Here is a 21,531-nt window from a genome sequence, read left to right on the forward strand (position 1 = left end):
TGCAAGAGGGGCGCTGACCGGATGGGGACAGTACGGGGAGCAGGATATTGGGAATCGTCGAGATTTTGGGCGTCGCGGGCAGCCTAAGCCTCCTCGCCGGGTGGCGGCTCTATCTTACCATCCTGGCCACCGGCACCGCCATGCATTTCGGCTGGTTGCCGCTGCCCGAACATCTGGCCGCACTGCAGGTGCTGGCCAATCCGTGGGTGCTGGGGGTCGCGGCGGTCGGCACCCTGGCCGAATTCCTCGCCGACAAGATCGCGTGGGTCGATTCCATCTGGGACATGATCCACAGCATCATCCGCCCGCTCGGCGGCGCGCTGCTCGCGCTGGCGCTGGTCGATGCATCCGATCCGACGTGGCAGGTGATCGCTTTCCTGCTCGGCGGCGGCGGCGCTTTGCTCAGCCACGGCGCCAAGGCGACGACGCGCGCCGTCGTCAACGCCAGCCCCGAACCGTTCAGCAATGCGGTGGTATCGACCGGCGAAGACGTTGCGACCGGTGGCCTGCTGGCGCTGGCGATCGCCTATCCGCCGCTGGCGATTGTCATCGCCATCGTCATGGCGATTGCCGCGGTAATCGTCATCATCGCGCTGCGCCGCCTGCTCCGCAATATCAAGGCGGGACTGAAGCGCGCGCTGGGCGACCAACCGGGAACAGACGCGCTGCCGCCCGGCTAGGGTCAGGCCGGGAGCAGCGCCTTCAGCGGGGTTTCGGTATCGGCGAGCTGCTCGGCCGTCGCCTCCAGCCCGGCCGTGACGATCATCCGGCCCTGGACATAATCCTTGGTCGCGTTGACGCAGTCGATCGCGATGACCTTGCCCGCTTTCAGATAGACGACGGAGAAGCTGCGCGTCGCCGGATCGCCGCGCAGCACAGCGCGGTCGTGGCCGGTCGACAGGCCCGCGGTCTGGAGCTTGAGGTCATATTGGTTCGACCAAAACCACGGAATCGCATGATAGGGCGCTTCGTCGCCGACGATGCCTTTTGCGACGACATTGGCCTGATCATTGGCATTCTGTACCGATTCCAGCCGGATCACGACGCCCTCGGCGAAGTCGTTTTCATGCGCGGCGCAGTCGCCGATCGCGTAGATGTCGGGCAGACTAGTCTTGCACAGCCGATCGACGAGCACACCGTTGCCGCCCGCGGCGCCCGCCGCGATCAGCGGGTCAACCGCGGGGGCGATGCCGATGCCGACAATCACCAGATCGGCGGCGATGACGTCGCCGTCCGCCAGCCGCACGCCGGTGACATGCCCCTCACCCTCGATCGCTTCGACCGCGACGCCCAGCCGCAGATCGACGCCGTGCTCGCGATGCTCGCGTTCGTAAAAGCGCGACAGCTCGGTCCCGGCGACCCGCGCCAGCACCCGGTCGAGCGCTTCGAGCAGCACCACCTTCTTGCCCGCCTTGCGCAGCACCGCGGCCGCCTCCAACCCGATATAACCGCCGCCGATCACGACGATCTGGCTGGCGGTTTCGGAGGCGGCCTTCATCGCATCGGCATCGGCGCGGGTCCGCACCCCCTGCACCCCCGGCAGGTTGCCGCCGGGGATCGGCAGCATGCGGGGGGAGCCCCCGGTCGCCCAGACCAGCTTGCCATAACCGATCGTCCCGCCGCTCTCGGTGGTGACATTGCGCGCGCCCGGATCGACCGCCACCACCCGCTGGCCGAGCAGCATCGTCACGTCACGCTCGTCCCAATATTTGGCGGGGCGCAGCTGGATGCGTTCGAATTCCTTTTCGCCCGCGAAATATTCCTTCGACAACGGGGGTCGTTCATACGGCAACTCGGGCTCGTCGCCAACGATCGCAATGCTGCCTTCGAACTTCTGCGTCCGCAGCATGATCGCGACCTGCGCCCCGCCATGCCCTGCGCCCACAATCACCACGTCGAAGTGCATCGCGTTCTCTCCCGCTGCCCGCAAGCGCGTCCCTTGCATGGCGGACAAGACGACACAAGCGGCGGTGGGCTGGTGGTGGGCAAAGAAAAACTTGGCGGCGCGAGTGGCGCGGTCGGTCAGTCGCGGCGGGCCAGGCGAGCGCGGATCGCCGCGGTATAGGTGCGCCCGACGCGCAATTCGGTGCCATCGCCGAGCACCGCGATCAGCGAATGAAACTGTCCGCTCTTCACGCGCTCGACCGCGTCGACGCGGACCATCGTGCTGCGATGGATCCGCAGAAACTGCTGCGCCGGCAACAGCCGTTCCAGGGTCGCAAGATTCTCGTTGTAAAGATAGCTCTGGCCGTCGGCATGGATGCGGACATAGTCGCGTTCGGCGCCGACGTGGCTGATGTTTTCGGGCTTGATGCGGATATATTCGCCGCTCGCCCGCACCCATAATTCGGCCATTTGTTGACGCGCGCCATTGCCTGTCGCGCGCAGATTGGCCACCACCTCTTCCAGTTCGCGGATGCGGTCGGCGCTGTTCGACTGATCGACCGCCGCGCGGGCGCGCTCCATCGCGGTCTGGAAGCGCCCGGTTTCGATCGGCTTGGTGACATAATCGACCGCCCGCGCGTCAAAGGCACGCAGCGCCTGATCATTGAATGCGGTCACGAACACCACTGCGGGCGCGGGATCGGGCAAATGGCGGAGCAGGTCGAATCCGCTCCCCCCCGGCATCCGGATGTCGAGCAGGATGATGTGGCAGATCGATGTCGCCAGCCACTCGATTGCCTGCGCGACATTGCCCGCCTGGCCGATCTCGCCGACCCATGGCAATTGCTGCGCCAGCCGCACGGCGCGGCGCCGCGCCAGCGGCTCGTCATCGACGACCAAAATCGCCAGACCGGGCATCAGACCGCCCACGGTAGCCGGATGTCGGCGCGAAACAGCGCCGGGGTCAATTTGGTTTCGAACGCGCTGGCGGCGCCAAATCGCGCCGACAGCCGCTCGGCGACATTGCGGAGTCCGATCCGGCTGCCGGGTCGCGATGCGCCTTCATCGATCGAACAAAGATCATTTTCGACTCGGATGCCCAACTGGTCGCCGTCGCGCCACGCCGTGATCCGGATGCCCACTTCGCCGGTGCACGGCTCGACCCCGTGCTTGACCGCATTTTCGACCAGCGGCTGAAGAATCAGGTTGGGAACCAGCGCGTATAAAGCGGCTTCTTCAACGTCGATCGTGAACCGCATCCGGTCGGGAAACCGCTCGCGCTCGATCTCGAGATAATCTTCCTGCAATTCCAGTTCGGCGGCCAGCGTCACGTCCTTCATCGGGTCGAGTTCGAGCGTCTGGCGCAGGAAAGCCGACAGCGACATCATCATCCGCTGCGCCCGCGCCGTCGCCCCCTCTTCGACCAGCCCCATCGCCGAATTGAGCGTGTTGAACAGGAAATGCGGATTGATCTGATAGCGCAGCGCGCGCATCTGCGCCGACAGCGCCTCTTCACGGGCCAGCGCCAGGCTGCGCTCGCGATCGCGGACGTCGAAGCTATAGATCATCGCAATGTAAAGGCATGACCAGCCGAAGAACATCGCGGTGCTGGAAATCATCGTGTACCCGAACGCGACATTGTCGAACATCCAGTTCACCGGCCGCGCCATCCACAAATAGATGAAGATGTCGAAGACGCTGTATATCCCGGCCGCCTGGATCGAGAAGGTAAAGGCGACCAGCACCTTGATGAAAATCGAGGCCGCGCGCAGACGGAACAACAGCGCGGTGACCACCAGCGTCAGTCCCGCCCCGAAAACGTTCAAGATCACCTTGCCGAACGCCGATGCGATCGGATCGGTGCCGACGATACCCCACAGCAAGCTGTCGGAAACGAGCACACAGAACCAGAACAGTGCCGCCAGCTCGACCGTCGTCGCGGTGATCGCCTTGCGTTCCTGCACCGCCGCCAGCGGCGGCAGGGCGAGGGGACGCGCGTCGTTCGGCGGCGGCGCACCCGATTTCGCCTTCCGCTCCTGAACGCTGGTCATCGCTGCCAAGCCATTGGTAGAAAACCCCGCCCGTTCATTGTGCCCGGCAAGCCAATCGCCGGTTTCCCCCTCATCTTGCGTTGGCATTGCGATAGCATCACCGCGCCATGAAACATATCGATCCATCATTCTATCCCGCACCCCATGCGGTGCTGCCCGGCTTTGACGACAACGAATGGACCGTCGTTCTGGTGACGATCTCGCGGGTTCAGGGCGAAGACGCCATCGAGCGGATCCGATCGGCGCTCCCCGAATCGGACATCGTCAACCTGTCGCAGCGCCATATTGAGCGGAATCTGCGTGACACGATGCCGCCCGCCCCATTTTCGCTCACCCATCGACAGCAGGAAATTCTGGATTATCTGCTGCACGGCATGTCCAACAAGGAAATCGGCCGCAAACTGGGTTTGTCGCATTTCACGGTACGCAATCATGTGTCGAACATCTTGCGTATACTGAACTTTCCCTGTCGCCGGGAAATGCGCCGCTCGCTGAGCACCCACCACGCCGCGCCAGCCTATCCCACCGCATTGGTCGCTTAGCCGCGCCGCGCCAGCGCGCGCTCGACAATCCCCGGATTTGCGCCGCCGACCAAACGGCCTTGCGCGCCGACCAAGGTCGACCGAGCCCGGCGCCCGATGGAGCGCGGAATTGCATAATGTCAGCCCCTGCATCGATGCCATCCTGAGGAAACTATCGACTTGGCGACCCTAACCGAGCGCGCCACCGAACCCAATGCGAGCCCGTGAACCGGTACATGACAGGGTCCATGATGCCGCGGCACCGGCAAGGTAGCCACCTTGCTTCGCCTCGTGCGCCGCCTGCCGTATCGCGCCCGTTCGGCGCGCCGTGCGGCCTATCGCGGTGCCGTTGCGCACCGCGGATCGTCTGGCGCCACAAAGGCCAGCCGTTCGATCAGCGCAAAGCCGACAGGCGCCTTGTTGCCGGCGGGGAAACGAATTTCCAAACGGCGGTTCCTGTCCTTGCCCAGTCCGATCAGCCAACTGCCATCCTCCCTGACTCCCGGCGGCGCATAGGGTGGCCCCACGCCGCGGCTGGGGTGAAAGGTCACACCGCTGCCCTGCAAAAATCCCGCTGGATGCTCGCGGGCGTCATCCGGGTTGGCTGGCTGCATCAGTTCGTCCGGCCCCGACAGCGTCACCACGACGTCGCCGCGCATCAGAAAGGTTTTTCCGACGCGCAGCGATTTCCAGGGCCGCTGCAAAAGCTCAGCGGCGTCAAACGCAAAACCAATGCCGCCCACGCAATGATAGCCAGGACCGGCGGTGGGCGCCGCGGGATAGAGGCCGGGGTAAAAGGGATCGTCGAGCGCATCTATAAAGGCGGCCGCGGCGCGCGTCGGCTTGCCGGCGGCGAACGCGGCTGGACGGATACAGGCCGGCGGATTGGCGGCGTCCGACCGGAAGCGTGACAGGATCGCCTTGTCGGCGTCGCTGCCATCAAAGGAAGGCGAGGCGATGATCAACATCGGTCGTAAGCTGTCCGAAGACGTCGACGCATATTGCGCCGGAATCGCATAGCGCACGTCGCCATCGCGAAAACCCTCACGCGCAAAAACGGCGTCGCCCGCCGCGCCCGGCGGCAATGCGCCCCGATACCGAAACGCCAGAGTCAGATTGCCCAGCCCGATGATGCCCTCTTTGGCGGCGTCATCCGGCGGGGCCAGCGAAGCAATCGGCAACAGCGCGGGTGTCGCCGCGACCACATAGTCGTCGTTGATGATGCGAAAGATAGTGCCAACGACATGCGCCGCCTCGTTCGGCCCCACCGCGATCGACACATCTCCTTCGCAAAGGGTCAGCGGCCCGTAAGCCCCATATTGCGGCGGCGGCAGAGGCGGCAGCGTGGCGTGTGCCGGGCCGCTGGATAACAGTCCAAGGGCCGCGAGGGACGGCAGGCATTTCGTTGCCGTCATGGTGCTTCCTGCTCGATCGCGATGCCCTTTCGCCGCAGCCACGATGCGACATCCTGCCGCCAGCGCAACGTTGCTGCATTCAACAGGCGGTCGGGGATCATGAACAGATAGGGCTGAAACGTCTGCCCCTGCGCGTTGCGCGCCGTCGGCGGCGCACCGGCTTCGAGCAGCGTCCAGACGTGCCGCGGTTCGTTGATCTGCGCCGCCACGTGCAACGGGGTGTTGCCCATGACATCGGCCTGCGCGACGCTAGCCCCCGCGGCCAGCAGCATGGCGAACTGCCGTTCGCGCTCGGCCAGCATCGCCGCCATCAAGGGCGTTCGCCCGCTGATGCGATTGCGGCTGTCGGGTTCCCAGCCGCGCGCCAGAAGCAATTTCAGATACGCCGGATTTTGCGCCATCGCGGCATGATGCAGGGCGGTATCGCCATCGGCGTCGGGCAACAGCGGGTCAGCTCCGGCGTCCAGCAACTTGGCGATCCGGCCGGCAGGCGCGCCGACCAGAATCTGCTGCGAAATACCCGCGGCGGCTTCCGTGGCGCCAGCCGAGCCGCTGGTGCCGGCAACGACGATCCACAGCCAGACCCCGAGCCATTGCAGCGCCAGCGCTGCGCGTCGCTTGTTCGATACCGCCATGCCGTCGGCATCCGCTGCGCGCCCGCAAAAGCAAAGGCCGGAAACGCACTGGTACGCCGCCTGCCCTGCCCCGCCACCGCGCCCCACTCTATTCCGTACACCGCGATCGCGCGGCTTGTCGCAACCGACAACCGGGCGGCAGTTACGTCGAAGCGGGAGTATCGTCGGATGGCGGGACGTCGTATCAACTACAGCTTGCTGGCCGGTCTCTGGCTTTTCGCGGCGGACGCGAGCAGCCCGTCGGCAGCGGCGCCCGCCCCTGACGATCGCTCGCCGGTTTTTCGCGAATGCGTCCGCGACAGCGGCGGAGTGACCACGGCGATGCGAGCCTGCATGGCGAGCGAGTATCGCCGGCTCGACAGGGCGCTGAACGCCGCCTATCGCGCCGCGCTACGCCGCTCGCCGGGCGACGCTGCGCGGGCGCGGCTGCGCGACGGACAGCGGGCCTGGCTGAAGGACCGCGACGCAATTTGCCGCGCCGAGGTCGAACGATCGGGCATGGCCGGCGGCACCGGCGGCTTGTTGATCGAGGACAGCTGCCGGCTCCGCCTGCTGTCCGAACGCACCCAATGGTTGGCCAGTCAGTCACGGGCGCAGTGACAGTAGTGCGCCGGCATGCGCTGGCGGCGCACCGGTGCGTCGCGCGCGTTGCCGCAGTGCCGCCGATGTGCTGATCAGGCATATGCAAATGACCTTTGTCCGATCCACGGCATCGGGCGGCCTGGTCCGCTTGGCGTTGCTGTTCGCCCGCATCGCCACGGCTGGCCTGTTCATGGCGCACGCCGCCGTGCGGATCATCAACGATACCATCCCGCAGTTTGGCCAGTTCATGGAGTCGCGGGGGTTTCCGGCCGGCGAAACGGTGGTGTGGGCGATCACGATCACCGAACTGATCTCCGGAACGCTGATCATTTTCGGCCGATTTGTGAACGTCGCAGCGGCGGCATTGCTGGCGATCGCGGTCGGCGGCATTGTCCTGATCCATCGCCACTTCGGCTGGTTTGTCGGCGAACACGGCTCCGGCGGTATCGAATATAGCGCCGCGCTGATCATTCTCTTGTTGATCATCATGGCCGATGATCACGATCGCCGTCGCGGCAGTGCCCCGCCACTTTCCTGACAACCGGATGCGCGGCAGGGCCGCGTGCAGGCCATGATGTGTTAGCTCAATCGGGCGGTTGCGCCGCGTCGGCGACTGCGCCAGTCTTAGCCACTGATTTCGCTTGCCACATTTTCCGCGCGGACCATGTCCGGGGTCATGGCAGGCTGCGTCAAGTCCGCCAAAGGGTCGCTTGGTGGCGAAGGGACTCGCAGCGATGCGAGTCCCTTCCTTTTTTCCCGAGAAAAGACGAACCAGTACGCCAAGACGCTGGCATCGATCGCCGCGTTGCGCGACGAAATCCCCGCTTCCGCCGACCAGCGCCGGATGCAGCGGAGTTTCAGCGCCCCATGCAAAGCGTCCCCGCCGAACGGATCTTGGTTGCCGACGATCATCCCGTGTTTCGCGACGGGATGTGCCGTCTGCTCGGCGGCGCCTTTCCACAAGCCGACATCGTCGAGGCGGGCAGCGTTGATGAAATCATGGCGCTCGCCAGCGGCGCCGCCACGCCCACCCTGTTCATCCTCGACCTGATGTTCCCCGGCATGGATCCCTCCGCTACCATCGCGACCCTTCGCGGCGAGTTTCCGACCTCTTCGCTGATCATCATCTCTATGTCCGACGACGCCGAAACCATTGGACGCGTCATGCGGCAGGGCGCCGACGGCTTTATCGGCAAGGCGATGCCATCGGACGCGATGCTGGCCGCAATCAAAGCGGTGCGCGGCGGTGATACGCTGGTGCTGGTGCCCGAAACGGCCGCGATCGCCGCGCCGCCACCGGCGCGTCAACGGGACCAGGCCTTCACACCGCGCCAGCGCGACGTCCTGTCGCAGCTGGCGATGGGCAAGACGAACAAGGAAATCGGGCGCCAGCTCGACATTTCGCCGTTCACGGTCCGCATCCATGTGTCGGCGTTGCTGCGGATATTGGGCGCCCAGACACGGTCGGAAGCGGCAGCAAAGGCCAACGCGCTAGGGCTGCAATAATCCCGGCTAACCGGTCGGCAACTGCCCCCGGCGGCCGCGCAAAGCAGCGATGGCCGATCGCAGTTCGGCGGGTTGCACCGGTTTTTTGAGGATCAGGACGCTGGGATCGGCAATGATCTCCTCGATCGCCAGTTCGTCGTGCCCGGTCATCACAATTGCCATCGGCGGCGGATTTTCCTGACGATGCAGCGCAATGCAATCGGCGCCCGTCATCCCGCCGCCGATGTCGAAATCGGTGACGATCAGGTCGCACCGCTGCGGGTGCGGCGGGACAATCGACCACGCCGCCACCTCGGCGCCCCAGGATCGCAGCAGGTGAGCCGTGGCATCGAGCACATCGATGTCATCCTCGACCAGCAGGACCTGCAAATCATGCAGCGGCACGGCATAGCTGGGGCCGCGATCGACCACCGGCGGCACCGCCGCCGCCGCGTTCAGCCCGTGGATCGCAACCGCGGTCCCATGTCCCGGTCGCGAGCGAATTTCCGCTGCCAGATCCATGAGCGCGCCAAGCCGCTGGACGATCGACAGCCCCAGCCCAACGCCTTGGGTATCGGCGCTGCCCAATTTGCGGACCTGGTAAAATTCGTCGAACAGCCGCGGCAGATGCTCCGCCGCTATGCCCGCCCCCTGATCGACGACCCAGATCGAGATGCGGTCGCCGCGCCGCCGGCACCCGATCAGGACGCGGCCGCGCGGCGCATATTTGATTGCGTTCGACACCAGGTTTTGCAGCATGGTCAGCAACAGCGCCTTGTCGGCAAGGACAACGCGGTCGGACCGGACGAAGCGCAAATCGACGCCCGCCCACCCGGCGCTCACCTGATTCTGCTGTTCGAGCAGGCGAAACATCTGGCGGATCGAAACCGGTTCAAGCGTCGGCGTCACGGCGCCGCTGTCCAGTGTCGAGATATCGAGCAGCGAGCGGAACAGCTCAGCGACGCCCTGCAACGATCGATCGATGCGATCGACGATGCCGCGCTGTTCGGGTGCGAGCCCGGTCTGAGTCAGGCTGTTGAGGAATAGCCCGATGGCATGCACCGGTTGCCGCAAATCGTGGCTAGCCTGGGCGAGGAAGCGGGACTTGGCGGTGTTCGCCTCCTCGGCATCCCGGCGCGCCTGCTCGATATGGCGCAGCAGCGTCTGAATATAGAAGGGCACGACCAGCGCGGTGAGCGAAAGGGTAAAGACCAGCACCGGATTGGCCCGCCAATAGGGCGTCAGCACCGTTATCACCGCCAGCGTGACCTGCACCATCGTTGCCGCGGCAATCATGTATCGCGATCCGAAGCGCAGGCCGTTACCCACCGTCACCCACATGATGATCGCATAGGTCGGCAGCATAGCCGCCGCGCCAGCGATGATGGCGAACGCAAGTCCCGCAAAATCATTGGCCATCCCGAAAATTCGGCGCGCCGGATAGTGCCCCGGATGACGGATGACCACATAGAGGAGCCCGACCGCCACCGGCGTGTAGCAGGCGAAATAGGTAAGCACGTCCAGAGCCCACGGCTGGACACGCCGCTCGGGCGACGTCATCACGCTCGCGACGATGGCGTAGCTCGACACCAGGACGAGTATCAACAGCCGTATCCACGCCTGCATCCGTTCGGAAACATCTTCGGCCGGCGTGCTTTTCACGCGGCGAAACAAAAGCCGCGCGGGGCCGTCCTTGTCGCCAGCGACAATCTCATTTCGCATAGCTGCACCCAGGTCCACAAGTTGCCGTCGGAGCGGCGCCCGCTCGCAGCGCGCGAGATAGACGGTCAATGCGCCGGGCGCGCAAGCATTCCGATGCACCATGACATTTTGCCGCACAGGTGAGCTAGGTCAGCGCCGCGCTCCCTTGGCTGTGCGACCGCCGCTACCACGCCTTGGCAATGGACCAAGGCTCCCCAGCGTTGGTGCCATGGCAAAAAGGGAAGCGGCGGCGCGATCCCCCGCGCGCCGCCGCTTCTTCCTTTTGTCCGGCATCGACCGCGGCAATTCCCCGCTGGGGTCAGAACGCCTGTTTGACGTTGATCAACACGCCCTGATCGGCCCCCGCACCGCTGTTGTCGCGATACGAATATTCGATGTCGACCGCGGTCCGATCGCCGATCATCATCTCGACCCCAAAGCCCATCAACAGGCGGCTGCGCGCATATCCGGTCAGCGGGACGCCGTTGAACGGCCCCGAGATCTGGTCGAAATAGGCCACCAGCGCCTCGCTGTCGCGTTCGATGTCGCGCTGATATTCCAGCCGCAGGCGCGGCAGGAAAAAGCCGTTCTCGACCGCAATCCGGTAGTCGAGCTTGGCCCCCGCGCCGATCGAAGTGAACGCCACGTCTTGGTCGCGGTAGGTCAGGTCGAACACCGAACCACTGTTTTCGGTATAGCCGTTGAGCTTGCCACGCTGCGCGTCGATCCGCGCATAGGGGGTAAAGCGCCAATCGCCGCTTTCGATGTCCGCGCCTGCCGATACCGACCCGAACCATTGGCGCCCACTGCGCGACGAATTGACCAGCGCGCCCGACAAGGTGACATAGCGGCGCAGGTCAAAATCGAGCCACTGATACCCCGCCAGCCAATCGACATAAAGACCACCGCCGAGCAGGTGACTGCCGTAAATCGCCAGCGTCTTGGCTTCGCCCTCGCTCTGCGACCCGTTGCGGCCGACATCGGTCGTCTCGCGGCCCAGGCCGACCCCGACCCCTGCGGCGAAAGATGGGCTGAAGCGATAGTCGGCGCCAAAAGTCACACCCTCCGATTCAAAGCGTTCGGACGGTCGGCCGGTCTGTTCGTCGCGGTCGCCCCAGCGGATCGCGCCCCCGGCCCAGACGGTGAGCGGAGCCTGCGCGCTGCCGCCCGTTCCGTCGGCATTGGCCGCTGTGTTCGCGCTGCCGTCTGCCGTCGCCGATCCGATCGCGCCGCCGCCGAGCAGCCCGCCCGCCATCGATCCGCCCGAGAGCGGACCGCCGTACGGATTGGAGCCAAATCCGCCCGGCTGGCGGTTCGCCCCGCCCGCGGCGTTGCCGCCCGCATTGGCGCAGACCGGGTTGGTCCATGCGGTGATGCTGTCGATACAAGGATCCGACCCGCTGATCCGCAGCGAATTGCTGAACCCGCCGCTACCGCCGCCGCGGCGCATCCCTTCCAGCCGTCGATTGAAATTGCCGACCTGGGTATCGACGAAGCGGCGGGCCGAATTGACCTGTGCCTGCACCAACCCGCGCACTTCGGGATCATTAGCCGGATTGGGCCGCGCAACGATCCGCAGTGTGTAATTGATCGTCGCGGTCGATGGCGTACCGCCGGTGCTGTCGGTCACGGTGACCGCAAAGGTCGCGTCACCCGATCCGGTCGGCGTCCCGGCAATGACCCCGGTTGCCGCATTGATCGTCAGGCCCGCGGGCAGCGCGCCAGCACTGACCGCAAAGCTGTAGGGCGCGATGCCCCCCGCGGCGGTGAGCCGCTGGCTATAGGCAACCCCCTGCGTCCCTGCAGGCAGCGCCGCCGGGGTGACTGTGATCGCCGAATTGGCGACGTTGAGCGTCAGGCTGGCGGTGCCCGCCTGGCCATTGGCGTCGGTGACGTTGACGGTGAAGGCAAAGGCACCCGTCGCCGTTGGCGTCCCCGCGACGACGCCGCCCGCCGACAGCGAGAGTCCCGCTGGCAGCGCGCCGCCGCTCAGCGCAAAGCGATAGGGTCCGACGCCGCCCGTGGCCGCCAGCGTCGCCGAATAGGCGGCGCCCGCGGTTGCGACCGGCAAATTGGTCGGTGTCACTGAAACCAGCGGCGCGGCAACGGTCAGGGTATAATTGCCCTGCACCGTGAACGGCGCCCCCGCCCCGGTCGATCCGGTGTCGGTCGCGGTCACCGCAAAGCTGAAAGTCCCCGATGCCGTCGGCGACCCGGAAAGCAGCCCGGTCGACGGATTGAGCGTGACACCCGCCGGCAAATTGCCGGTCAGGCTATAGCTGTAGGGGCCGACGCCGCCGGTGGCGGTGATCGCCTGGCTGTATGCCGCCGTATAACTGGCGGTGAAGCTGCCCGTCGCCGGGGTCAGCGCCAGCGCCGGAGCATTGACCGTCAAGGTGAAGGTCTGGCTGGTGTTGAACGGGCCGTTACCGGTCGAGGCATCGGTGCCCGACACTGCGAGCGCAAAGCTGCCCGCGCTGGTCGGGGTGCCCGACACGGTCACGCTGTTCGCGCTGCTGCCGCTGATCGCCAGTCCGGCGGGCAGGTTCGCGACCTGATAGCCCGCGAAAGGCTGCGCGCCGCCGCTGAAGGTGAAGGTCTGGCTATAGGCTGTCCCTGCCGTCGCGGTGAGCGGGCCGTCGGCCGCGATGGTGATCGCCGGATTGGCGACGGTGATCGTCACCGTCGCCGGTGCCGACGTCCCACCCGCATTGGTCGCGGTATAGGTGAAGCTGTCGCTCCCCGCGAAACCGGCATTGGGCGTGTAGGTCACACCGGTGCCGTTGGCGACCGCGGCGCCATTGGCGGGCGGTGTGGCGATCGCCACGCTCGCCGCCGCACCGCCGCTGATGGCAAGCGTGATCGGGTTGGCGGCGCTGCCATAGGCGACGGTCGCCAACACCGGATTGGCGATCGGCGCCGGCTGTTCGATCTGCACCGAATAACTTTGGGTCGCCGTATAAGGCCCGCTGCCGGTGCTGCTGTCGGTCGCGGTGACCGCGAAACTGAAGGCACCAAAGGCGGACGGCGTTCCCGACAGCACCCCGCTGGCCGACAGCGTCAGCCCGCCGGGCAGCGCGCCGCCAGTCACCGCGTAGCTGTAAGGTGCGGTGCCGCCGCTTGCCGGGTTCAGCGACGCATTATAGGCAAAGCCCACCTGCCCGCCAGCCAACGTCGTCGGCGGCAGCGACACCACCGCGGCGCCGATCGTCAGCGCATAGGCGCGGCTGCCGGTCTGGGCATTGGCATCGGTGGCGGTCAGGGTGAAATTATAGGTGCCGCCCGCAGTGGCGGTTCCGGCGATGGTCCCGCCACCCGACAGCGTCAGCCCCGGTGGCAGCACGCCTGCGGTGACCGCATAGCCATAGGCCGCGACTCCGCCCGATGCGGTGACGGTCTGGCTGTAGCTGGCACCGACGGTCCCATTCGCCAGGCTTTCCGGTGAAATCATGATGATCGGCGGGGGGACGTTGATCGTATAAGTCTGGGCAAGCGTGAACGGCGAACCCGCCCCCGTCGAACCGGTGTCGGTCGCAGTGATAGTCACCGGATAGTTGCCCGGCGCGGTCGGCGTGCCGCTGATGCTATTGCCGGTGAAATTCAGCCCTGCGGGCAACGTGCCGGTCAGCGCATAGGTGAACGGCCCGACCCCGCCGCTGGCGGTAAAGGCCTGCGTAAAGGGCGCGTTATAAGGCGCGGTCAGCGTCCCCGCCCCCGGGGTCATGGTCAGCGACGGTCCGGCGACAACCAGCGTGAACATCTGGCTGGTGTTGAACGGCCCGGCACCGGTCGATGCGTCGGTCGCCGATACGGTCAGCGCAAAGCTGCCCGCGCTGGTCGGCGTGCCGATGATTTCGACGGTGTTGGCGCCGCTGCTGCCCGCCTGCATCCCGGCGGGCAGGCCGGTCACCTGATAATTGGTGAACGGCTGGGTGCCACCATTGAAGGTGAAGGTTTCGCGGTAAGCGGCGCCGACCGTCGCGGTCAGCGGGCCGCCCGCGGTGATCGTGATCGCCGGGTTGGCAACGCTGATCGTGACCAGGGCCGGCGCGGATGCCGCGCCATTGTTGCTGGCGATATAGGTAAAGCTGTCGGGCCCGGAAAAGCCGGTATCGGGAATATAGCTGATCGTCATCCGGTCGACGATCGCGCGGCCGTTGGTCGGCGGCGTCACCACCGCGACCGAATTGGCGGTGCCGGTGATGCTGAGCGGGATCGGGGTCAGCCCGGCGCCGTAAGCGACGCTGGCGGTGACCGCACCGACCACAGGCGGGGTGTTGACGATATTGATCGAATAGCTTTGCTGGACAACCCCGGCGCCGCCCGGATTGCTGTCAGTAGCGGTGACGACAAAGCCAAAGAGATTTGCCGTCGTCGGGGTGCCGGTAATCGCCCCTGACGGCGACATCGTCAGGCCATAAGGCAACTCGCCCGAGGTAACGACATAGCTGTAGGGCGAGACGCCGCCGGTCGCGGTATTGATCTGCGCCGAATAGGCAATGTCGGTGGCACCATCGGGCAAGGTTGTCGCAGGCAGTACGAGCGCCGGAACGTCGACCGTCAACGTATAAGCGCGCGCGCCGCTATAGGGTCCGGGTGCCGCGGTCGCGTCAGATGCCGTAATCGTGAAGGTCCGCGGGCCGCCCAGCGTCGGCGTTCCCGACAGGGTGCCATCGGGCGCCAGCGCAAGCCCTGGTGGCAAGCTGCCCGACGTCACGGCAAAGCTGTAGGGCGCGATCGATCCGTCGGCGGTGATCGTCTGACTGTACGATATGCCAAAGGTCGCATTGGGCAGCGTGACCGGCGTCAGTTCGATGAACGGCGCGGCAATTGTCACGGTGTAAACGCGACTGGCCGAATAAGGTCCGGGCGCGCCGCTACTGTCGGTTGCGGTGATCGTGAAATTGGCGTTGCCCGCGGCGACCGGGGTGCCCGACAAGGTGCCGTTCGTAGCGAAGGTCAATCCGGCGGGCAGCGTCCCCGCGGTGACCGCATAGCTGTAAGGCGCGGCGCCGCCATCGGTGGTCAGGATGGCGCTATAGAAGTTTCCGACCGAGCCGTTGGGCAGGGTTTCGGGCAGGATCTCAAGCGGCACATCGTCGTTGACGATCGTGCCGATGCCGGTGCCTGTCCCAATCGCGGCATTGGTAACGCCGCTGAGCACGACAGTGAAATTCTCATCGGGTTCGGGCGCCGTATCGCTGTTGACCGTCACCGGCAGCGTCTTGCTGGTTTCGCCCGGTTGGAAGGTAAAGCCGCCATTGTTCACCGCGACATAATCGCTGCCCGCCGCGGCGGTGCCGTTGGCGGTGTTGACCCGGACTTCAACGCCCAAACCACTGGGCGCATCGAGGGTGATGACGAAATTGAGCGTCCGCGTCCCCAGGTTGCCCTCGACGATCGAAGGACTGCCGATCGATAGCGTCGGCGGCGTATCGTCATTGGTGATCGTTCCAGTTCCCTGTGATCCGTTGACGAACGCGCCGACCACATTGGAAATTGTCACGAAAAATTGTTCGTCGCCCTCATTGAGCAGATCGCCGTTGATCGCCACCGTGAAGGTCGCCGAGCTCGCGCCCGCCGGAATGACGACTCCGGTCTGGCTTTTGGCAACATAGTCCTGACCCGCCGTCGCAGAGCCGTTCGACGTCGCAATGTCGAACGTCACGCCGCCGGCCACGGCCGGGGCGGACAGCTGCACAGTGAAAACCGCGTCGATCGTCCCGCTGTTGCCTTCGGCCTGGGTGACCGCACCGACCGAGATGCTCGGCAGGTCGTCGTTCTGGATCGTCGCGGTCGCGCTGGCCGGTGCGCCGATGTTATAACCGGCCCCCAATGCCAGTTCGACGATCACCGTCTCGTCGGGTTCGATGCTGCCGTCGGGGTTGGGATCGACAAGGATCGTCTGACTGGTCGCACCCGCGGCGATGATGACGGGCGAGTTGATCGCGGCATAATCCGATCCATTGTCCGCCGTGCCGCTCAAATTGAAGTTGATGGGCAGCGGCACAAACGCCGCCGCGTCGAGCGTGACCGTATAGGTCAGCGTCCCTGCGCCGTCCTCAACCACCGTGGTCGGCGATACCGCTATCGTTGCCGTCGGCAAATCGTCGTTGGTGATCGTCCCGGTGGCCGACGCGGGAGCGCCGACGGCATATCCCGCGCCCGCCGCGACGGTCAGGATCACCGTTTCGTTGGCTTCGATGGCCGTATCGACGACCGGATCGATGGTGATCGTCGCGCTCGCCGCATTGGCTGCGATCGTGACGGTAGTGACACCGCCGCTGTAATCGCTACCGCTAGTGGCGGACCCCGTGGCGGCGATGTTCACGGTCAGCGGGCTAGCGCTCACGGCATCGCGCGTCACCGTGTAGACCAGATTGGCGCCACCGTCTTCGACGACGCTGGCGGGCGATACCGCAATCGACACGCCCGGCACGTTGACGATGTTGAATGTCATCGGGAACGTCTGGAAATAGGTTCCGGGGGTGCTTGCGTCGCGGACCCGCAACGTCACGGTCGAGCTGCCGAGTGTTGTCGGCGTTCCGGTAAGAACGCCGCTGGTCGAAAGCGACAGGCCTGCCGGCAACGGCTCAACCGGCGTCGTATAGGTGTGGGGGGCGACCCCACCGGTCGTCGACAGCGCAACGTTGACCGGCGCATTCTGGTTGAACGTGAATGACAGCGGCGTCGGAACGAGCGTCGGATTTATCGGAATGCCGGTGTAGGAACGGACGCCAAAAGCCCCGAGCGAATCCTGCACGCGAACGGAAAAGCTATAGGTGCCGCGCCGCGTCGGGGTTCCCGAAATCTGACCGGCGTTCGATAGCGTCAATCCGGTCGGCAGCGCCCCCGACGTGATCGTGAAATCATAGGGTCCGGCGCCGCCGGTCGCGGTCAGCGTCTGACTGAATGCATCCCCGACCGTCATCGCGTTCAAGGCCGCGGGTGCGATCGTCAGTGTGGGCGCCGCAACGGTCAGCGTGAATGGCTCCAGCTCGAAATAGCTTCCCGGGCCGGTGCTGGCATCGGTGACCCGCAGCGTGACGGGATAGCTACCAGTCGCGGCAGAGGTTGTGCCGCTGATGACACCGGTCGACGAGAGGGTGATTCCGGCCGGAAAACTGCCGGACTCCAGAAGATAACTATGCGGAGCAACGCCGCCATTCGCGGTCAGCGTCTGCGAAAAGGCGATGCCCTGTCCCGCCGTCGCCGTTGCCGGGGTGATCGAGAGGGTCGGATTGGCGACCGTTCCGGTGTAACCCTTGACGGCAAAATCACCCACCGAATCCTGCGACCGCACCGCAAATGTATAGGTTCCGCGCTGGGTCGGAGTTCCCGACAGCAGGCCGCCGGAACTCAGGGTCAACCCGGTCGGCAAGCTCCCGCTGCTGAGCGAATAGCTATAGGATCCGACGCCGCCGGTCGACGTCAACGCCTGCGAAAAGGGTGTCCCGGCGGTGAGCGCCGGCAATGATGCTGGCGATACGACGATCGCCGACGTCGGCGGCGTGATCGTGATGTTGACCTGGATGAGGTTGTTGGGCGGCGCATTGCCGTCGCGCACGACAAAAGTGTCGGTCGTTCCGCTGCTGCCATTGTGCGAATAGTTGATCGTCTGCGTCGGTCCGAAGGGACCGATCGTCGCGGTGCCGTGCGTCGGCGGTGTCGCCACGTTGCCGAGGCCAAAACCCGCGTGGCAGGCCGTGGCATCGATGCTGACCGTTCCGCCATAGGCCACAGTTGCGTTAAGAACCGGACACAGCGTCGATGTCTGCGCGCTCGCCGGATTGGGCAACGTTGCACCCAACACGATCAGCACCGCGATTGCCATCCACCGCACGATCGCCGCGCGCAAAACCGCCAATTCCATGATATTCCATTCCCCACGCCGCCCGCCGAATGGCACAAGCGCCCGCGGCGAACCCTAAGGGCGGGGATGCCCCATCACTAGAAAGGGAAATGTGCTAGCTCACATAAAACAAGGGGCCGAAGCACATCGAATCATGTCACTTTTGCGGTTAAGAGATGGCATCGAAAACCCTCTCGCCGCGGCGGGTGCCAAACCGCAGACACAGCAGCCCGGTCGCCGCTGGCGGCGCCGGATTTCGGAAGTCATGTCAAAAGGAAAATGGTGCCAGAAGAGGACTCGAACTCTTTGGATAAGATATTGATATAAAATCGATAAGCAGATTTGGTTTTCGATTTGGCCCATTTTCCGCCCCGTAAGATTTTGTGTTGGAATGGTTCGATTCCCAAGTCGGTACCTTTTGGCCGATTGCGGCCTGACAGCTTTTGACCGCCAATGCGCGGAAGCCGTCGATTACAGTCCGGCGGTACCTTCACTCCTCTCCGATCGGCACTACGTCCGTGAATCCGGCATTGCGCGACAGAGAGTCGATAAGCTGTTCCGAGCGACCCGCAAACAGCGTAGAACGCGCTGCGGACGCCGCATTACCGCAGATCAAATACGCGGTGCGCTTTACCCATCGAGCGCGGAAGAGTGCCAACGGCGAAGAGTTCTACAGTCACCGAAATGCCGATCAGCGCTTTGACCCGCTCCATCAGCAACCCAGCGTCACGGCGAACTTCATCCGTCGCAGCGCCTTCGCGCTGCTCAACTTGGACTGTGACGAGGTCCAGCCGGTCGGGACGGCGAATATCGATCTGAAAATGCGGCGAAAGTGCCGGGCAAGCGAGTATTTGCTCCTCAATCTGGGTCGGAAAGACATTTACGCCGCGAATAATGAGCATGTCGTCGGACCGGCCCGTAATCTTTGCCATGCGCCGCATACCGCGCGCTGTACCGGGCAACAAGCTAGTGAGGTCGCGGGTGCGATAGCGGATGATCGGCATCGCTTCCTTGGTTAGCGATGTAAAGACAAGCTCGCCCTCCTCACCCTCCGGCAGCACCGCCCCCGTGTCCGGATCGATAATTTCGGGATAGAAATGGTCCTCCCATATTGTCGGGCCGTCCTTGGTCTCGACGCATTCCTGCGCAACGCCCGGCCCCATCACTTCGGAAAGACCATAAATATCGACCGCGTCGATCGCAAATCTGTCCTCGATTTCCGCCCGCATCGCTTCGGTCCAGGGTTCTGCACCAAATATGCCAGTGCCAAGCGACGATTGGCGCGGGTCTATTCCCTGACGGCTGAATTCATCAAGGATCGCGAGCATATAGCTGGGCGTCACCATAATGATATCGGGACGGAAATCGGTAATCAGCTGAACCTGCTTTTCGGTCTGACCTCCTGACATCGGAATGACTGTGCATCCGAGCGCCTCCGCGCCATAATGGGCGCCGAGTCCGCCAGTGAACAGGCCATAGCCGTATGCGACATGGACCTTCATGCCGGATCGGCCGCCCGCTGCATAGATCGACCGCGCCACCACGTTGCTCCACGTCTCAATATCGCGGCGTGTGTATCCGACGACCGTCGGCTTGCCCGTCGTGCCCGAGGATGCGTGGATCCGGGCCAGGCGGTCCTGTGGCACCGAAAAAAAGCCGAAAGGATAGGCTTCGCGTAAATCCGCCTTAGTGGTGAAAGGAAAATGCCTTAGATCATCAAGCGTTTTCAAGTCATCGGGATGCGCTCCCGCAGCGTCGAACTTGGCGCGATAGCGGGGATTTCCGCTATAGGCGTGAGCCAGCGACCAACGCAGGCGTTCGAGTTGAAGCGCAGCCAGTTCGTCGCGCGATGCGGATTCGATCTGGTGAAGGCCCGGCGTCGTCAAGGCAGTTCCCTTTCAGGAGGCGAACGGCATCAAACCATGCCGTCTCCGCTCATTGGCTCACCAGTGGCTGGGCTTTTCGATATGGTCGGCGGCGCCCGCAGCGACAGCCAGATCATACATCAGCCGGGCATCGACTACCGCGGCGATCGTGCCATCTTCGTGGTATCCGCCAAGCGGCCCGTGGACGACCGCAAACATCACCATGCCATCTTCGTGCGTCTTTGGAATATGGCGAATGCCGGCACCTTCATACACATAGTCGCCGACGCGCCCGCGATCCTCATCATAGCTGAAACCGCCTTCGAGCAGAAAGCCCTCAACGGCGCCGAAGTGGCCGTGAATCGGCGCTTCGTTGGATGCCGACACCTTCAGCAACATCGAAAAGCCGCCGTTGACCGGGTTGATATTCAGCAGTTTAAACCAGGTACCCTCCATCACCCAGTCGGCCCATGGCAGTGCGGACGGATTAAAGAAGGCTGGACGATGTTGATGCGTCACCTCGACGGCGGTCTTCTCGCTCTTCGCGATGATTGCTGCTGTGCCCGACATGCCTGCTCTCCTCGAATTTCTGAATTTGTCGGGAAATTAGGTGGATGCAGGGCGGCATCCAATGACGAGGAACACTCAGGCCGGGGGCGGATCACTCCTGAGTGTTCCTCGTCATTGGGATTTGGCCCGCTTGCCCGCAAATTGGGAACGTAAAATGGGTAGGAGCGAGCGGAGCGTCATGGCGAACCGACTGGAAAACAAAATTGCGATCATCACCGGCGGCGCGTCCGGGATTGGACGCGCCACGGCCCAGCTTTTCGCCGCCGAAGGTGCGAAGGTCATGATCGCTGACACCGATTTCGCCGGTGCCAAAATAGCTGCCGAAGAGATCGGCGTAGCGGCGCTGTTTTGCCCGATCGACGTCAGCAAGGAAGATGATTGGGAGCAGTTGGTCGCCACGACCATAGATCATTTTGGCCGGATCGACATCGTCTGCAACATCGCCGGCATCGGTCGTGGAGGTTCAATCGAAGACATAACGCTGGACGATTGGAACAAGATGATCGCAGTCAACCTGACGGGAACGATGCTGGGATGCAAGCATGGCATTCGCGGTATCATGCGGTCGGGGGGGGCAGGCGCGATCGTCAACCTGTCTTCGCTGGGCGGCTTGGTCGGTTTTGCCGACATCGCCGGCTATTGCGCCAGTAAGGGCGGTGTCACCACGCTGACCAAATCAACCGCGCTATATTGTGCGGAGCGCGGTTACCCGATCCGTTGCCTATCGGTACACCCAACCTATGTGGACACCGAAATGCTCGATCCGGTTGTCGAAGCGGCGGGCGGCGATCGGGACACGCTGCTTGACGGAATGGCGCGACTGGTCCCGATGGGCCGCGTCGCGAAACCCGCCGACGTCGCTTATACGGTCCTGTTCGCCGCATCTGGCGAGGCCGCGATGGTCAGTGGGTCGCAGTTGATTGTCGATGGCGCGCAGTTGGCCGGACCACCGTCCGCGCATTTCCGGTAA

Annotated in this window: 15 protein-coding genes; 6 read left to right on the forward strand and 9 right to left on the reverse strand. The window is 64.4% G+C overall.

Going from position 1 to position 21,531, the window contains the following annotated elements; all coding sequences use genetic code 11:
* Window positions 1-47: 47 nt before the first annotated feature.
* Window positions 48-680 (forward strand): DUF4126 domain-containing protein, encoded by a 633-nt coding sequence (locus J2X44_RS13695; protein ID WP_310085076.1) that lies wholly within the window; start codon window positions 48-50, stop codon window positions 678-680.
* Window positions 681-682: 2 nt separating this feature from the next.
* Here J2X44_RS13695 and J2X44_RS13700 read toward each other — a convergent pair whose 3' ends face one another.
* From J2X44_RS13700 to J2X44_RS13710, 3 genes are all read right to left on the reverse strand, one after another.
* Window positions 683-1,906, reverse strand: a complete 1,224-nt coding sequence (locus J2X44_RS13700) for an FAD-dependent oxidoreductase (RefSeq protein ID WP_310085077.1) — start codon at window positions 1,904-1,906, stop codon at window positions 683-685.
* A 116-nt stretch (window positions 1,907-2,022) separates the two neighbouring features.
* The gene (locus tag J2X44_RS13705; RefSeq protein ID WP_310249314.1) at window positions 2,023-2,802 is read right to left on the reverse strand and encodes a LytTR family DNA-binding domain-containing protein; all 780 of its coding nucleotides are present in this window, start codon (window positions 2,800-2,802) and stop codon (window positions 2,023-2,025) included.
* Window positions 2,802-3,935 carry a histidine kinase gene (locus J2X44_RS13710; RefSeq protein ID WP_310085083.1) on the reverse strand — a complete coding sequence of 378 codons (1,134 nt, stop codon included), beginning with the start codon at window positions 3,933-3,935 and terminating at the stop codon, window positions 2,802-2,804. Before J2X44_RS13710 ends, J2X44_RS13705 begins: the two co-directional genes overlap by 1 nt.
* A gap of 107 nt (window positions 3,936-4,042) precedes the next feature.
* Here J2X44_RS13710 and J2X44_RS13715 point away from each other — a divergent pair, with 107 nt between their 5' ends.
* Window positions 4,043-4,477 (forward strand): LuxR C-terminal-related transcriptional regulator, encoded by a 435-nt coding sequence (locus J2X44_RS13715; protein WP_310085084.1) that lies wholly within the window; start codon window positions 4,043-4,045, stop codon window positions 4,475-4,477.
* Window positions 4,478-4,791: 314 nt separating this feature from the next.
* Here the strand turns inward: J2X44_RS13715 and J2X44_RS13720 are convergent, their stop codons facing one another.
* On the reverse strand, window positions 4,792-5,871 hold the full coding sequence (locus J2X44_RS13720) for a hypothetical protein (protein ID WP_310085087.1): 1,080 nt from the start codon (window positions 5,869-5,871) through the stop codon (window positions 4,792-4,794).
* Window positions 5,868-6,506 (reverse strand): ankyrin repeat domain-containing protein, encoded by a 639-nt coding sequence (locus J2X44_RS13725; RefSeq protein ID WP_310085090.1) that lies wholly within the window; start codon window positions 6,504-6,506, stop codon window positions 5,868-5,870. Before J2X44_RS13725 ends, J2X44_RS13720 begins: the two co-directional genes overlap by 4 nt.
* A 168-nt stretch (window positions 6,507-6,674) precedes the next feature.
* Between J2X44_RS13725 and J2X44_RS13730 the strand changes: the two genes are divergently transcribed.
* From J2X44_RS13730 to J2X44_RS13740, 3 genes are all read left to right on the forward strand, one after another.
* The gene (locus J2X44_RS13730; RefSeq protein ID WP_310085093.1) at window positions 6,675-7,106 is read left to right on the forward strand and encodes a lysozyme inhibitor LprI family protein; all 432 of its coding nucleotides are present in this window, start codon (window positions 6,675-6,677) and stop codon (window positions 7,104-7,106) included.
* Between the two features lie 130 nt (window positions 7,107-7,236).
* Window positions 7,237-7,626: a DoxX family protein gene (locus tag J2X44_RS13735; RefSeq protein ID WP_310085096.1), complete on the forward strand. Its 390-nt coding sequence runs from the start codon at window positions 7,237-7,239 to the stop codon at window positions 7,624-7,626.
* Between the two features lie 329 nt (window positions 7,627-7,955).
* Window positions 7,956-8,594 (forward strand): response regulator transcription factor, encoded by a 639-nt coding sequence (locus tag J2X44_RS13740; RefSeq protein WP_310085099.1) that lies wholly within the window; start codon window positions 7,956-7,958, stop codon window positions 8,592-8,594.
* Between the two features lie 6 nt (window positions 8,595-8,600).
* Here J2X44_RS13740 and J2X44_RS13745 read toward each other — a convergent pair whose 3' ends face one another.
* The 4 genes from J2X44_RS13745 to J2X44_RS13760 all read right to left on the reverse strand — a co-directional run bounded on the left by J2X44_RS13745 (window position 8,601) and on the right by J2X44_RS13760 (window position 20,561).
* Window positions 8,601-10,235 (reverse strand): ATP-binding protein, encoded by a 1,635-nt coding sequence (locus J2X44_RS13745; RefSeq protein ID WP_310085102.1) that lies wholly within the window; start codon window positions 10,233-10,235, stop codon window positions 8,601-8,603.
* Window positions 10,236-10,593: 358 nt separating this feature from the next.
* Window positions 10,594-18,147, reverse strand: a complete 7,554-nt coding sequence (locus J2X44_RS13750) for a putative Ig domain-containing protein (protein WP_310085104.1) — start codon at window positions 18,145-18,147, stop codon at window positions 10,594-10,596.
* 581 nt (window positions 18,148-18,728) lie between these two features.
* On the reverse strand, window positions 18,729-20,012 hold the full coding sequence (paaK, locus tag J2X44_RS13755) for a phenylacetate--CoA ligase PaaK (RefSeq protein WP_310085107.1): 1,284 nt from the start codon (window positions 20,010-20,012) through the stop codon (window positions 18,729-18,731).
* A gap of 57 nt (window positions 20,013-20,069) precedes the next feature.
* Window positions 20,070-20,561: a 2,4'-dihydroxyacetophenone dioxygenase family protein gene (locus tag J2X44_RS13760; RefSeq protein WP_310085110.1), complete on the reverse strand. Its 492-nt coding sequence runs from the start codon at window positions 20,559-20,561 to the stop codon at window positions 20,070-20,072.
* 40 nt (window positions 20,562-20,601) lie between these two features.
* On the opposite strand from J2X44_RS13760, the gene J2X44_RS13765 reads away from it, so the two are divergent.
* Window positions 20,602-21,531, forward strand: coding sequence for an SDR family oxidoreductase (locus tag J2X44_RS13765; protein ID WP_310085113.1), 930 nt, complete (start codon window positions 20,602-20,604; stop codon window positions 21,529-21,531).

It is taken from the genome of Sphingopyxis sp. BE259, from assembly GCF_031457495.1.
GTDB lineage: Bacteria > Pseudomonadota > Alphaproteobacteria > Sphingomonadales > Sphingomonadaceae > Sphingopyxis.